Origin of the sequence: Streptomyces sp. NPDC088707, from assembly GCF_044752725.1 — a bacterium.
Lineage (GTDB): Bacteria > Actinomycetota > Actinomycetes > Streptomycetales > Streptomycetaceae > Streptomyces.
In genome coordinates this window covers 1,445,588-1,459,083 of the sequence record NZ_JBIVLV010000001.1, presented here as the reverse complement: position 1 = coordinate 1,459,083, position 13,496 = coordinate 1,445,588, and the positions used below count along the sequence as shown (strand labels likewise).

Here is a 13,496-nt window from a genome sequence, read left to right as displayed (position 1 = left end):
CGGCCGCGTAGGGCCCGGGCGTCAGCGTGCGCTGCTGACCGGCGGTCCCGCCCAGGACGGCGCGATGCCCGTCAGCTGGCAGACCAGCAGGTAGAGGGGGATCGGGGGGGTGTAGGGGGAGGTGCCGTCGGGGTGGTGGATGAGGCGCGGACGGCGGTCCGGGATCTCGGCGCCGCGCGCGTAGCAGGCGGGCAGGGGCCAGGTGACGTCCTGGTCGGAGCCGGCCGGGACGAGCCACCACCACCAGTCGGAGTCGGCGTAGACGCAGCCCTTGGCGGGGAGCCGCGAGAGGATCTTGAAGCCGAAGCGGGCGGGGACGCCGACGGCGTCGCAGCCGAGGCCGGTGTGCAGTCCGACGGGGACGGAGAGGCGGACGGCGCCCAGTTCACGGGGGTGGGCGGAGCCGGTGGCGCCCGGGGGGCCGGGGCGGAGGACGGCGGAGCGGCGGGGTTCCGGTACGGGTTCGCCGGCGGGGGACCTGCGGGCCTTGGGGAGCAGCGGGATCATGCGGGTGGCCATCGACCTCAGCACGTTTCCCCCATGCCGTGGGCCAGTTCCGCCCAGACGACCTGGGCCGTCCCGTGTCCGGTGCGGTCGGCGCCCCAGGCGGTGCACAGCGCGTCGACGATGAGGAGTCCGCGGCCGCGCTCGTCCTCGCCGCAGTCGCGGATCCGCGGGTCCGCCGGGCCGCCCTCGTCGCGCACGGATATCCGCAGGGTGTCCTCGCCCTCGCGCAGCTCGCATATGAAGCGGTCGCTGGCGGTGTGCACGACGGCGTTGGTGACGAGTTCGGAGACGACCAGGGCCACCGTGTCGCGGATGTCGGGGCCGCAGCCCCAGAGGATGAGGCGTTCCTCCGCGAGCCTGCGGGCGCGTGCGACCGACGAGGTGAGGGCGGGGAGCTCGAAGGCGAAGCGGCGGACGCCATCGGTATCGGTCTGGGGCTGCGGGCGCGGGGCCATGACTCGGGGACTCATGAGACCTGAAGGCTGCGCGTTACCAGAAGCCACGACCGGTTCCTCACAACAAGGGGCAGGAGTGCCTGTACGGCGCTGTCGCCGTGGCGCGGTGGCGCACGGCGGCAGCGTGTACTGGTTCACACCGGAACACTGTCCTCCTGAGTCGGACACTTGGCAAGTGGCACTCTGAAAATTGCAGAGTGCCGTGTTCTCTCTGGCCCGGCTTCGTGGCACACTCGTCGAAACAGTGCGTCGGGGAGGTCTGAGAGTGAGCGAGCCGCGGTCCGCCCCCACGGTGGGACAGGTCGTTCTCGGCAGGCGCCTGCAGGATCTGCGGGAGCGGGCCGGCCTGAAGAGGGAAGAGGCCGCGAAGATCCTCCGGGTGGCTCCGGCCACCGTCCGGCGGATGGAGACCGCCGAGGTCGCGCTGAAGATTCCGTACGTGCAGCTCCTCCTGAGGGAGTACGGGATCACGGACTCCGAGGCCGAGGGGTTCATCGCCCTCGCGGAGGAGGCCAATCTCCCCGGCTGGTGGCAGCGGTTCCACGACGTGCTGCCCGGCTGGTTCTCCATGTACGTCAGCCTGGAGGGGGCGGCCAGCCTCATCCGGGCGTACGAGCCCCAGTTCGTCCCCGGTCTGCTCCAGACCGAGGACTACGCCCGCGCCATTCTGCGCAGCGGGGCGGTCGGTGGCGGCAGTGATGCCGGCAAGGACGAGGACGCCGAGCGGCATGTAGCCCTACGGATGGAGCGGCAATCCCTGCTGACCAGGGAGGACGCCCCGAAGTTCTGGGTGATCATGGATGAGACGGTGTTCCGCCGACCGGTCGGCGCCGGGCCCGAAGTGATGCGCGACCAGCTCGACCGGCTGCTCGAAGCGTCGGAGCTGCCGAACGTCACCCTGCAGATCGCGGAGTTCGCGTCCGGCCACCACCCCGGCACCTACGGACCGTTCGTCCTCTTCCGCTTCGCCATGCCCGAACTGCCGGACATGGTCTACAGCGAGTACCTGACCGGCGCCGTCTATCTCGACGCGCGCCCCGAGGTGGCATCCCACCTGGAGGTCATGGACCGCATGGCGGCTCAGGCCGCGACTGCACAACGCACGAAGGAGATTCTCCGGGATCTCCGCAAGGAGCTGTGAATGGACCGCATATACAACGGCATGCCCGCCGCCGAGCTCGGTGCCGAGGGCTGGCACAAGCCGTGGAGCGGCGGGAACGGGGGCAACTGCGTGGAGGCCATGAAGCTGGCCGACGGCAGAGTCGCCGTGCGACAGTCCGCAGACCCTGAGGGACCAGCGCTCATCTACACCCATGGGGAGATCGCAGCCTTCATCCAGGGGGCCAAATCCGGTCAGGCTGACTTTCTGCTCACCTGAACCCTTCCGTCCCACCCCTACCGTCACGTAACTCTTGTTGTAGTGCCACTCGTTCATCCCGACCAGGAGCGCCGATGACCCAGGACCCCGCATCCCCGCGGAGTGAGATACGGATCGACACCAGCACGCCGCACCCGGCGCGCATGTACGACTGGTTCCTGGGCGGCAAGGACAACTACCCGGTCGACGAGGCGATGGCACGCCAACTGCTCACCGTCGACGCCCGCGGCCGGGACATGGCCCGCGTCAACCGGGCCTTCATGCACCGCGCCATCCGCTGGCTCAGCGCCCACGGCGTCCGCCAGTACCTGGACATCGGTACGGGCATCCCGACCGAGCCCAACCTGCACCAGATCGCGCAGCAGGCCGCGCCGGAGTCCCGCATCGTCTACTGCGACAACGACCCGATCGTGCTCGCGCACGCGGCCGCCCTGCTGCGCTCGACCCCGGCAGGGGCCACCGAGTACATCCAGGCGGACGCCCGCGAACCCGAGATCATCCTCGAAAGGGCCGGAAAGGTCCTTGACTTCGATCAACCCATCGCGCTGTCGATGCTCGCCCTGCTGCACTTCGTGGGGGACGAGGACAACGCGTACGACCTGGTCCGCAAGCTCGTGGACCAGCTCGCGCCGGGCAGCTACCTGGTCCTCTCCCATGTCACCGGGGACTTCAACCCCGAGGGCGCGGCGGAGGCGGTCGCCATGTACAAGGCGCGCGGGCTGACCCTGCGGCCGCGGTCGCGGGACGAGCTCGCCGCGTTCTTCGACGGCCTCGAGTTCGTCGAGCCCGGGGTCTCGCTCACCGCCGAGTGGCACCCGGAGCTGGGCGAGCCCGTCCCGGTGCCGGGCGACGAGCCCATCCCGGGGTGGGCCGCGGTGGCCCGCAAGCCCTGATCCCGTCCGTACGGGAGGAGGCCCCGCCGACAGGTCGGCGGGGCCTCCTCCCGTTGCGTGCCTCCTCCGGCCTGGGCTACGGCTCCACCAGCGTCACCAGGAACTCGCCGGTCCTGCCGATGTTGCCGGCCGCGTCGATCGTGCGGTACTCGATCCGGTGGGTGCCGTAGTCCGGGGTCGCGTCGTCCCACGGCACCGCACGGCTCCGGCCCAGCTTCCCGTACACGAGGTCGTCGATCACCGTGCCGCCCGGCGAGAAGCGGAACGGCGCGTCCGCGTCCGTGGGCCAGCCGTAGTAGGTGTACCAGCCGTCACCGTCGACCCGGAACTGGCTCACCACCGCGCCCTCCTGGTCGTCCTGCGCGATCAGCCGCATGGTGAACGGACCGTCGTACACGTACTCCACGGGCCGGCCGTGCCGCCCCACCGTGCGCAGCGGTTCCGAGAGTTCGTACGCGGTCGTCGCCGGCCGGGCGTCCACGGTCCAGCTCAACTCCTCGTCGGTCCCGGCGATGCGGGCCGTCAGCGTGTGGGTGCCCGTGGTCATCCTCAGTGAACGCAGGTCCAGGTCGCGGTCGTTGGGCCCGGTCGCCACGGTGCGGCCGTCAAGGCGCCAGCGCACGGCCGGGGTCCGGTCCACCGCGTGGGTGGTGTCGGCGTGGACGACCGACCGGGCGCCGACGGGCGCTCCCAGGGGGGTGTGGCCGGTGAACGCGGCCGCGGTCCCGTCGCGCACGGTGGTGAGGGCCGGGTCCACCGTCCACGCGACGGTCCGGGTGAGCGCCGTCGAGGCGCGGACCGCCGGGTCGCGGACGAAGGGCGTCGGGTCGGTGACGGTCGCCGTGAGGGTGTGCGGCCCGGGGGAGAGACGCAGGGCGCGCAGGTCGAGGGTGCGCGCGCCGCGGGTGGGCAGCGTCCGCCCGTCCAGGCGCCAGGTCACGTTGAGCGCGCCGCCCACCGGGTGCAGGGTGTCGACCCACACCGTCCGGTCCGCCCCGACGGGCGAGGTGTTCGGCGTGTGGTCCTGGACCAGGTTCACCTTGGCGGAGATCGCCCGGACCATCACCTCGCGCTCCACCTGGTCGAAGGCGTAGCCGAGGGTCTTCATCAGGGAGTGTCGGCTCGGGCGCCAGACGCCCTTCGTGCTGTACATGCCGCCCTCGTGGCGGCCGATGACGCCGCCGGACTCGCTCTCCTCGCCGAGCCAGCGCCACCATTTGGCGCGCTGCCCCCGCATCTGGCGCTCGGTGAGGAGGGTGTGGTGGGCGGAGGAGGGCTCCGGGCCGGAGTACGCCTCGCCCGGCACGCCCCGCGCGTAGTAGTCGTACTCGTCCTGGAGGCCGCCGAGCGAATGGCCTATCTCGTGCGGGGTGATGAGAGAGGAGAGCGCGTTGCCGCCGGACGCGGTGGCGTAACCGCCGCCCGCGCCGCCGTAGGTGGAGCTGTGGGCGAGGGCGACGATCTGCCGGTTGGCGCCGCTCGTGCCGGGGACGAGATCGGCGAGCGCGGCGGCCTTCCGGCTGTCGACGGTCAGCAGCCGCTGCACGCTGTTCGGATTGCAGCCGCCCCAGAACCCCATGTCGAGCGCCGTGTCGCGGGCGGGGGCGGCCAGTCCGGGGTCGCAGTCCACCCCCGACTCGGCCGAAGGGGCCTCCACCGCCCAGACGTTGACGTACGAGCGGTAGGAGGCGAAGGGCTCGATGCTCCACAGGGTGTTCAGGTGCCGGTCGAGGTCCGCGCGGAACGCCGGCATCTCCGCCGCGGTGTAGCCGTCGCCCATGAACACCAGGTTGAACCGCCGGTCCGCGGGCCCGGTGGTCTGTACGGGGACGACGACAGGACCGTCACCGGGCGTCGGTGTCTCGGCCGCCGCCGGTACGGTTCCCACCAGACCGGCGGCCAGCAGACAGACCGCGACGACGCGGGCCACCCCTCGTCGAACTCCCGTGCGCTGTGAGGTCATGGGGCGCGAGCCTAGGCCGCGCCCCCGCTCTCGTAAAGTTGTTCGTCGGCCGTATGCCTTCGCGACGGTTTCGCCGGTGCCGGCCGCCGCCTCACTGCCGTAGGTACGCCAGACCCGCGTGCTCCGCCGTGTAGCCCTCCACCAGGCGGCGGGCCACCGACACCGAGTCGACCAGCGGATGGAGGGCGAAGGCCTTGACGGCCGTCGCCCGCGAACCGCTCTCCGCCGCCGCGAGGACCTCCCGCTCCACCGCCTTCACGGCCGTCACCAGGCCGACCGCGTGGTACGGCAGCGGGGACACCGACACCGGGTGGGCGCCGTTCGCGTCGACGAGGCACGGGACCTCGACCACCGCGTCCGCGTCGAGCGCGGCGAGGGTCGTGCCGTTGCGGACGTTGAGGATCAGCGTGGCCCGCTCGCCCCGCGCGATGGCCCGCATGAGAGCCAGCGCCACCTTCTCGTAGCCGCCCGACTCCAGGTCCTCCTCGTCGCGCTCCCCGATCCCGGCCGCCTCCCGGTTGGCCGCCATGTAGGTGGCCTCGCGGTCGGCGAGCGTACGGTGCCAGGCGGCGAGCGCCGGGGTGTCGGGCTTTCCCATCTCCTGGTAGAAGGCGCCCTGTTGGTCGCGCAGATAGGCGCCGCGGGTCCGCTCGGCCGACCGGTAGGCCCGTACGGCCTCCCGGTTGAAGTAGTAGTAGTGCAGGTACTCGTTGGGGATCGCACCCAGCGAGCGCAGCCACTCCGGGCCGAAGAGCCTGCCCTCCTCGAAGGAGCCGAGCGCCTCCTCGTCGGCGAGCAGCCGCGGCAGCTCGTCCCGGCCGTCGATCCGCAACCCCCGCAGCCAGCCCAGGTGGTTGAGGCCCACGTAGTCGATCCAGGCCCTGTCCGGGTCGGCGCCCAGGATGCGGGCGACCCGGCGGCCGAGGCCGACGGGGGAGTCGCAGATGCCGACGACCCGGTCGCCGAGGATCCGGGACATCGCCTCCGTGACCAGGCCCGCCGGGTTGGTGAAGTTGATGACCCAGGCCTCTGGGGCGAGTTCGGCGATCCTGTGCGCGATGCGCACCGCGACGGGCACGGTCCGCAGCCCGTAGGCGATGCCGCCGGCGCCCACCGTCTCCTGGCCGAGCACCCCCTCGGCGAGCGCGATCCGCTCGTCCGTGGCCCTGCCCTCCAGGCCGCCGACCCGGATCGCGGAGAACACGAAGTCGGCCCCGCGCAGCGCCTCGTCGAGATCCGTCGTCGCCGTGACGCCGGGCGCGTCCGGCACTCCCTCGCCCTGTTCCGCCAGAACCCTGGCGATGGCCGAGAGCCGCCCCTCGTCGAGGTCGTACAGGGTGACATGGGTGACCCGCCCCTCGGCGTGGTCGCCGAGGAGAGCGCCGTACACCAGCGGCACCCGGAACCCGCCGCCTCCGAGAATCGTCAGTTTCATGCTCGTACGCTACTCGGACGGACTCCCTGAGCAGCGGGATCGCCCCCCGGCGTCCACAGCGCCGTCCACATGCCGGGCGCCCGCCGCGCCGCCGGCGCCCTGATCCCGTCCCCTGCCCGCTCCCCGGCGGGCGCTCCGGCACCGCGCACCCGGTGGGGGAGAATGGCGGCATGTCCCGACGCAAGACCCGCCCCCGTTCGTCCCCGGCCCGCCCGGCCGCGCCCGCTGTGACCCCGGAGTCACCCTGCCCGTGCGGTCTCGACGCCTCGTACGGCGCGTGCTGCGGCCGGTTCCACACGGGGGCGGGCGGCGGCGCGCCCACCGCCGAGCTGCTCATGCGCTCCCGCTACAGCGCCTTCGTCGTCCGCGACGAGGCCTATCTGCTGCGCAGCTGGGCGCCGGAAACGCGGCCCGGCGAGGTCGACTTCGACCCGGGGATGCGCTGGACCGGCCTGGAGATCGAGTCGGCCACCGACGGCACCGCCTTCCACCAGCACGGCACCGTCACCTTCACCGCGCGCTATATCCACGGCGGCGAGCCCGGCGCCCTGCACGAGCGGAGCCGCTTCGCCCGCCACGAGGGCGCCTGGGTGTACGTGGACGGCGACGTCGGCGCGTAGCGGGGAGCGAGAACCCGGCGGGTGGCGTCAGACGGCGCTGGTCCGGCTGAGGGCGCGGTCGCCGTCGCTGTCGAGCGACCGGTCGGGGAGGCCGTTCGCGAGGTCCTCGGCGACGACCTTCTTGGCGATGGCGTCCGTCGCCACCCGCAGTTCGGGTCCGCTGGGCCGGCCGCTCTCCTGCTCGACGCGGTCGGACAGCCAGTCGCCCCACGCGTGCGTGATGACGTCCGCCTCGCGTTTGCCGGCCGGGGTGTGGGAGAGCAGATGGCCGTCGCGGGTCAGGAAGCCCTCGTCGACCATCCGGTCGAAGACCGGCAGCAGCACCTCGGGCGGGACCCGCCGTCCCGCCGAGATCAGCCCCAGGCTCGCGTGGCCGACCGTCCGGGTGTAGAGCTCGACCTGCATCACCGCCCACGCCCCGGCCGTGTCGAGCCGGGTGTCGGAGGCGTCGAGGATCCGCCGTGCGGTGGCCATGTCGATCCGGCGCATGATCCGGCCCACGACCAGTTCCAGGTGCTGCGCGGAGTCGCCCGACGAGGTCGGCGCGGAGAAGCCCTCGCCCATGTCGGGCGCGGCGGCGCGCGCCGAGTCGCGGAGCGTCACCTGCTTGAGGAACAGCGCGACGACGAAGCCGACGGCGGCGACCGGCACCGTCCAGAGGAAGACGGTGTGGAGGGTGTCGGCGTAGGCGTTGACGATGGGTTCCGCCACCTGTTCCGGCAGGCCGTGCACGCCGTCCGGGCTCTGTGCCGCCCGCGCGACCCCGGACGGGTCGAGGCCCTGGCTCCCGGCGACGGCCGCGGCCTCCGCGACCCCGGCCCGGAGGTTGGGGGTGAGGGAGTTGACGTAGATCGTGCCGAAGACGGCGGTGCCGAAGGAGCTGCCGAGCGTGCGGAAGAAGGTGACGCCTGAGGTGGCGGTGCCGAGGTCGGCGTAGTCGACGGTGTTCTGCACGGCGATGGTGAGGACCTGCATGCACAGTCCGATGCCGACACCGAGCACGAACATGTACAGCGACGCGAGCCAGGTGCTGGTCCCCGGTTCCATCAGGGACAGCAGATAGAGCCCGAGGCCCATCACCAGACAGCCGACGATCGGGAAGATCCGGTAGTGGCCCGTCTTGCTGACCACGTTGCCGCTGAAGATGGAGGCGATGAGCAGACCGACGACCATGGGGAGGGTGCGGATGCCGGAGACGGTCGCCGAATCCCCGTCGACGTACTGCAGGTAGGTCGGCAGGAACGTCATCGCGCCGAGCATGGCGAAGCCGACGACGAAGCTGAGCACCGAGCAGACGGTGAAGACCGGGTTGCCGAACAGCCGCATGGGCAGCATGGGTTCCGCCGCACGGGTCTCCACCCAGCAGAACAACCCGAGGGCGATGACACCGCCGGCGAAGAGCCCGATGATGACGGGGGACGTCCAGGCGTACTCGTTGCCGCCCCAACTGGTCGCCAGGATGAGGGCGCTGGCTCCGGCGGCGACCAGCGCGATGCCGGCGTAGTCGATGACCGGCTTGCTCGCCGAGCGTACGGACGGGATCGTGCGGGCGGCGGCGATGACGACGAGGATCGCGATGGGCACGTTGACGTAGAAGGCCCAGCGCCAGCTGAGGTGGTCGGTGAACAGACCGCCGAGCAGCGGGCCGATGACGGTGGAGACGCCGAACACGGCCCCGATCGCGCCCTGGTACTTCCCGCGTTCGCGCAGCGGGATCACATCGGCGATGAGCGCCATCGAGGTGACCATCAGGCCGCCCGCGCCGACGCCCTGGAGGCCGCGCCAGACGATCAGCAGCGTCATGTTGGTGGCGAGTCCGCAGAGGAACGAGCCCGTGATGAAGACGATCGCCGAGATCTGGAAGATCACCTTGCGGCCGAAGAGATCGCCGAACTTGCCGACGAGGACGGTCGCGACCGTCTCGGCGAGCAGATACGCGGTGACCACCCACGACATGTGGGCGGCGCCGCCGAGGTCCGAGACGATCGTGGGCAGGGCCGTGCCGACGATCGTCTGGTCGAGCGCGGCGAGGAGGACACCCAGCATGATCGTGCCGAAGACGATGTTGCGGCGGCGGCGGTCGAGCACGGGTGGCTCGGTGACGGCCGGGGCCGAGGGCGCGGGCGCTGCGTCGCTGGTCGTGGTCACTCTCGCAGCGTCACATCGGCCCCGACCGGGTGCATGCGGGGGACGGCCGAACGGGCGGACCGGCGGGAGGCGGTCCGCCCGGATCCGTGGGGCGTGACCGGCCGATCCGTCAAGGAGCGACCGGCCGGATCAGTGAGAGCGTGACCGGCCGACCCGTGGAAGAGCGACCGGCCGAGCCATCAGGGCGTGACCGGCCGAACCGTCAAGGAGCGACCGGCCGATCCGTCAGGGCGTGACCGGCAGCTTCGGGTGTTGCTTGGCGAGGATCTTGTTGGCCCGGGCGAGCGCGGCGAGGGCGTGCTCCCGGTCCGCCCGGTCCTCCGCGCAGAGCGGTCCCCGGAAGCGGTACACCTCGCGGGCCGCGCAGTCCGCGTCGATCTCGGCCTGGAGGACGTGCAGCGGCAGGCAGGAGCCGATCAGCGCGGCCACATGGTCGGGGATCGGGACGGGTACGAGGCGCGAGGGTGAGGTGATCACGGGTCAGTCCTAGTGGGTCCGGGAAGCGTACGGAAGGGTCTGCTCTCCATACGTACCGGATCGCCGTACGGGTTCAGGCACGGCGATGTCGCGGTGGGGCAACGACGCGGCGCGCCTCCGGCGGGGCGCGCGGGAGCCCGGGCGGGGGAGCGGGTACGGCCGCCGGGCGCGGCCGGGGACGTTCTCGCAGGTACGGGCCCGGATGGCCGGCCCGGGATTGTTCACCGTCCCTGCGTATCGCCCGTACGTACGACGAACGCGTGCGCGGCGGAGGGGGGTTGGGGGCGTCGGGACGCCCGCCGAATGTGAAGCATCTCACTCGCCGGATCGGCGTCCTCCGGACAGGGACCGGCCGCTACGTCAGGATCTCCGACAGGTCGTACGAGACGGGCTCGTCCAGCTGCCCGTACCCGCAGGACTCCGGCGTCCGGTCCGGGCGCCACCGCTTGAACTGCGCCGTGTGCCGGAAGCGGTCGCCCTCCATGTGGTCGTACCCGACCTCGCAGACCCGCTCCGGCCGCAGCGCCACCCACGACAGGTCCTTCTTCCCCGACCAGCGGCTCGGCGCGCCCGGCAGTCGCGCCCCCGCGTGCGCCGCCTCCTCCGCCCAGGCCGCCCAGGGGTGTCCGTCCGGCGGGTCCATCCGGAGCGGTTCGAGCTCCTCGATCAGCTCGGCCCGCCGTTGCGCGGTGAACGCCGCGCACACGCCGACGTGCTGGAGGGCGCCCTTGTCGTCGTACAGACCGAGCAGCAGCGAACCGACCACCGGCCCGCTCTTGTGGAAGCGGTAACCGGCCACCACGACATCAGCCGTCCGTTCGTGCTTGATCTTGTACATGAGGCGGGCGTCCGGCCGGTACGGCAGGTCGAGCGGCTTGGCGATCACCCCGTCGAGGCCCGCGCCCTCGTACCGCTCGAACCACTGGGCGGCGAGTTCGGCGTCCCGCGTGGCCGGCGCCAGGTGCACCGGCGTGTCCACACCGGCGAGCATCCGCTCCAGGGCCTCCCGGCGCTCGCTCAGCGGAGTGTCGAGCAGCGACTCGTCCCCGAGGGCGAGCAGGTCGAAGGCGACGAACAGCGCCGGGGTCGTCTCGGCCAGCATGCGGACCCGGGAGTCGGCCGGGTGGATCCGCTCGCTGAGCCGGTCGAAGTCGAGGTGGCCGCCGTGCTCGATCACGATCTCCCCGTCGACCACGCAGCGCTCCGGCAGCCGGGCCGCGAGCGCCTCGACCAGCTCGGGGAAGTAGCGGGTGAGGGGTTTGCCGGTACGGCTGCCGATGACGAGCTCCGGACCGTCGCGGTGCACGATCGCACGGAAGCCGTCCCACTTCGCCTCGTACTGCATCCCGGGCGGGATCCGCTTCACCGACTTGGCGAGCATCGGTTTCACGGGCGGCATCACCGGAAGATCCATGAGGCGATTGTCCGGTATGCGGGACTTGTCGGCGAGCCCTAGGCTGACCGGCATGGCAGGCAAGGCGGCAGCGGTGGAACTGGAAGTCGGCGACCGGACCGTACGCGTGTCCAATCCGGACAAGGTGTACTTCCCCGAACCCGGCTACACCAAGCTCGACATGGTCAGCTACTACCTGGCCGTCGGCGACGGCATCACCCGCGCACTGCGCGACCGCCCCACCACCCTGGAGCGCTACCCCGACGGGGTGACCGGCGAGTCGTTCTTCCAGAAGCGCGCACCGAAGTACCTCCCGGACTGGATCCCGACCGCCCACATCACCTTCCCCAGCGGCCGCTCGGCCGACGAGATGTGCCCCACCGAGCCGGCGGCCGTGCTCTGGGCCGCCAACCTCGGCGCCGTCACCTTCCACCCCTGGCCGGTACGCCGGGAGGACACCGACCACCCCGACGAACTCCGCATCGACCTCGACCCGCAGCCCGGCACGGACTACGCGGACGCGGTCCGCGCCGCCCACGAACTGCGCGCCGTCCTCGACGAGCACGGACTGCGCGGCTGGCCGAAGACCTCCGGCGGACGCGGCATCCACGTCTTCGTCCCGATCCTGCCGAACTGGACGTTCACGCAGGTCAGGCGGGCGGCCATCGCCTGCGGGCGGGAGCTGGAGCGGCGCATGCCGGAGCAGGTCACCATCAGGTGGTGGAAGGAGGAGCGCGGCGAGCGGATCTTCGTCGACTACAACCAGACCGCCCGGGACCGCACGATCGCCTCCGCCTACTCCGTACGCCCGCGAGCGCACGCGCCCGTCTCGGCCCCGCTGCGGTGGGAGGAGGTCGACGACGCCGTGCCGCGGGACTTCGACATCAGGACGATGCCGGCCCGGTACGCCGAAGTGGGCGATGTCCACGCCGACATGGACGACGAGCGGTTCAGCCTGGAGTCGCTGCTCGAACTGGCCCGGCGGGACGAGGCGGAGCACGGCCTCGGTGATCTGCCGTACCCGCCGGAGTATCCGAAGATGCCGGGCGAACCGAAGCGGGTGCAGCCGAGTCGGGCGAAGAAGGAGCCGAAGGAGAAGTCGAAGGAGTCGACGGGGGAGTCGGCAGAGGGGGCCGGCGAGGCGAAGGAGCCCGACGGCTCGACGGACTGAGGTGGCGGGAAGGGCGGGCCGGGGCCTCCGGGTGGGTACCGGCCCGCCCTCCCTTTCGACTCTAAAACAACACGAACGATCGTGCTAGCATTTTTCCATCGACAGGATCACCAGCAGGACGCAGAACCCACAGGACGACCGAGGAGATCCCGGCATGTACCCGATGGCTCCGCTCATCCGCACCGCCCTGAACGTCACCGCCCGCGTCGCCCCCGGAGCGGCCGGCCGCTGGGCCTTCCACCTCTTCGTCCGTCCGCTCGGGCGGGCCCGGCTGAAGCCCGAGGAGCAGACGCTCTTCGCCGCCGCCCGCACCGGGCACCTCCAGGTCCGAGGCAAGGACGTCGTCACGTACGCCTGGGGTGACGGCCGTCGGCCCGTCCTGCTCGTGCACGGCTGGTCCTCGCGCGCCTCGCGGCTCACCGCCTTCGCCGAAGCCCTGCTGGAACGCGGCTACAGCCCCGTCGCCTTCGACGTGCCCGGTCACGGCGAATCCCCGGGACGGGACAGCAACATCGTCGAATACCGGGAGATCATCCGGCGGCTGCACGCGCGACACGGTGACTTCGACGCCGTCGTCGCCCACTCCTTCGGCGTCCTCGCCTCCCTCTTCGCCCTCCGGGACGGCCTCCGCACGGCACGCTTCGTCGGCATCGGCGGTGTCGGTTCCTTCGACCTGCTGGTCGAGGGCTTCCAGGGCGGCCTCGGCGTGGACGACCGGGTCCTGCGTTGCATGCGGGACCATGTGGAGCGGCGGCTGGTGCCGGGTGAACCCGGCATCTGGGACCGCTTCGGAGCGGATCGCGACTCCGGCGAACTCGCCGCGCCCGTCCTGCTGTTCCATGACGACGGCGACGACATGGTCCCGCTCGTCCACTCCCGGCGGCTCGCGCGCGCCCACGGCGACCGGGCCCGGCTCGTCGTCACCCGGGGGCTCGGCCACCGGCGCATCCTGCGGGACCCGGGGGTCGTCGACGAGGCGGTGGAGTTCCTGACGGCTCCGGCGGGTGAACCCTCGGAGGGGCAGCGGGTGATCGCGGGCTGAGGGGGGCGCGGGAC

Annotated in this window: 13 protein-coding genes; 6 read left to right on the top strand and 7 right to left on the bottom strand. The window is 71.8% G+C overall.

Annotated elements, in window-relative coordinates:
• Window positions 1-21: 21 nt before the first annotated feature.
• Both ACIP84_RS06520 and ACIP84_RS06515 read right to left on the bottom strand, forming a co-directional pair.
• Complete coding sequence (locus ACIP84_RS06520) at window positions 22-519, bottom strand: hypothetical protein (protein WP_355958921.1); 498 nt, start codon at window positions 517-519, stop codon at window positions 22-24.
• A gap of 5 nt (window positions 520-524) precedes the next feature.
• The gene (locus ACIP84_RS06515) at window positions 525-977 is read right to left on the bottom strand and encodes an ATP-binding protein (RefSeq protein WP_355958923.1); all 453 of its coding nucleotides are present in this window, start codon (window positions 975-977) and stop codon (window positions 525-527) included.
• 250 nt (window positions 978-1,227) lie between these two features.
• Here ACIP84_RS06515 and ACIP84_RS06510 point away from each other — a divergent pair, with 250 nt between their 5' ends.
• The 3 genes from ACIP84_RS06510 (at window position 1,228) to ACIP84_RS06500 (ending at window position 3,233) form a co-directional block, all read left to right on the top strand.
• The gene (locus ACIP84_RS06510; RefSeq protein WP_229313526.1) at window positions 1,228-2,103 is read left to right on the top strand and encodes a helix-turn-helix transcriptional regulator; all 876 of its coding nucleotides are present in this window, start codon (window positions 1,228-1,230) and stop codon (window positions 2,101-2,103) included.
• Complete coding sequence (locus ACIP84_RS06505) at window positions 2,104-2,340, top strand: DUF397 domain-containing protein (protein WP_015037566.1); 237 nt, start codon at window positions 2,104-2,106, stop codon at window positions 2,338-2,340.
• 74 nt (window positions 2,341-2,414) lie between these two features.
• On the top strand, window positions 2,415-3,233 hold the full coding sequence (locus tag ACIP84_RS06500) for an SAM-dependent methyltransferase (protein WP_355958926.1): 819 nt from the start codon (window positions 2,415-2,417) through the stop codon (window positions 3,231-3,233).
• A gap of 76 nt (window positions 3,234-3,309) precedes the next feature.
• Here ACIP84_RS06500 and ACIP84_RS06495 read toward each other — a convergent pair whose 3' ends face one another.
• Both ACIP84_RS06495 and ACIP84_RS06490 read right to left on the bottom strand, forming a co-directional pair.
• The gene (locus ACIP84_RS06495; RefSeq protein WP_401795198.1) at window positions 3,310-5,196 is read right to left on the bottom strand and encodes a M64 family metallopeptidase; all 1,887 of its coding nucleotides are present in this window, start codon (window positions 5,194-5,196) and stop codon (window positions 3,310-3,312) included.
• Between the two features lie 91 nt (window positions 5,197-5,287).
• On the bottom strand, window positions 5,288-6,631 hold the full coding sequence (locus ACIP84_RS06490; protein ID WP_401795195.1) for a 6-phospho-beta-glucosidase: 1,344 nt from the start codon (window positions 6,629-6,631) through the stop codon (window positions 5,288-5,290).
• A gap of 170 nt (window positions 6,632-6,801) precedes the next feature.
• On the opposite strand from ACIP84_RS06490, the gene ACIP84_RS06485 reads away from it, so the two are divergent.
• The gene (locus tag ACIP84_RS06485; RefSeq protein WP_401795192.1) at window positions 6,802-7,251 is read left to right on the top strand and encodes a YchJ family protein; all 450 of its coding nucleotides are present in this window, start codon (window positions 6,802-6,804) and stop codon (window positions 7,249-7,251) included.
• 27 nt (window positions 7,252-7,278) lie between these two features.
• On the opposite strand, the gene ACIP84_RS06480 is transcribed toward ACIP84_RS06485, so the two are convergent.
• The 3 genes from ACIP84_RS06480 to ACIP84_RS06470 all read right to left on the bottom strand — a co-directional run bounded on the left by ACIP84_RS06480 (window position 7,279) and on the right by ACIP84_RS06470 (window position 11,290).
• Complete coding sequence (locus ACIP84_RS06480; protein WP_401795189.1) at window positions 7,279-9,399, bottom strand: MDR family MFS transporter; 2,121 nt, start codon at window positions 9,397-9,399, stop codon at window positions 7,279-7,281.
• A gap of 225 nt (window positions 9,400-9,624) precedes the next feature.
• On the bottom strand, window positions 9,625-9,876 hold the full coding sequence (locus ACIP84_RS06475; RefSeq protein WP_401795186.1) for a hypothetical protein: 252 nt from the start codon (window positions 9,874-9,876) through the stop codon (window positions 9,625-9,627).
• 355 nt (window positions 9,877-10,231) lie between these two features.
• The gene (locus ACIP84_RS06470) at window positions 10,232-11,290 is read right to left on the bottom strand and encodes an ATP-dependent DNA ligase (protein WP_401795183.1); all 1,059 of its coding nucleotides are present in this window, start codon (window positions 11,288-11,290) and stop codon (window positions 10,232-10,234) included.
• A gap of 52 nt (window positions 11,291-11,342) precedes the next feature.
• Here ACIP84_RS06470 and ligD point away from each other — a divergent pair, with 52 nt between their 5' ends.
• A complete protein-coding gene (gene ligD / locus ACIP84_RS06465) occupies window positions 11,343-12,440 on the top strand; it encodes a non-homologous end-joining DNA ligase (RefSeq protein WP_401795180.1) in 1,098 nt (365 codons plus the stop codon).
• Between the two features lie 154 nt (window positions 12,441-12,594).
• Entirely contained in the window at window positions 12,595-13,482 is an 888-nt protein-coding gene (locus ACIP84_RS06460) for an alpha/beta fold hydrolase (protein ID WP_401795177.1), read from the top strand.
• The last annotated feature ends 14 nt before the right edge of the window (window positions 13,483-13,496 follow it).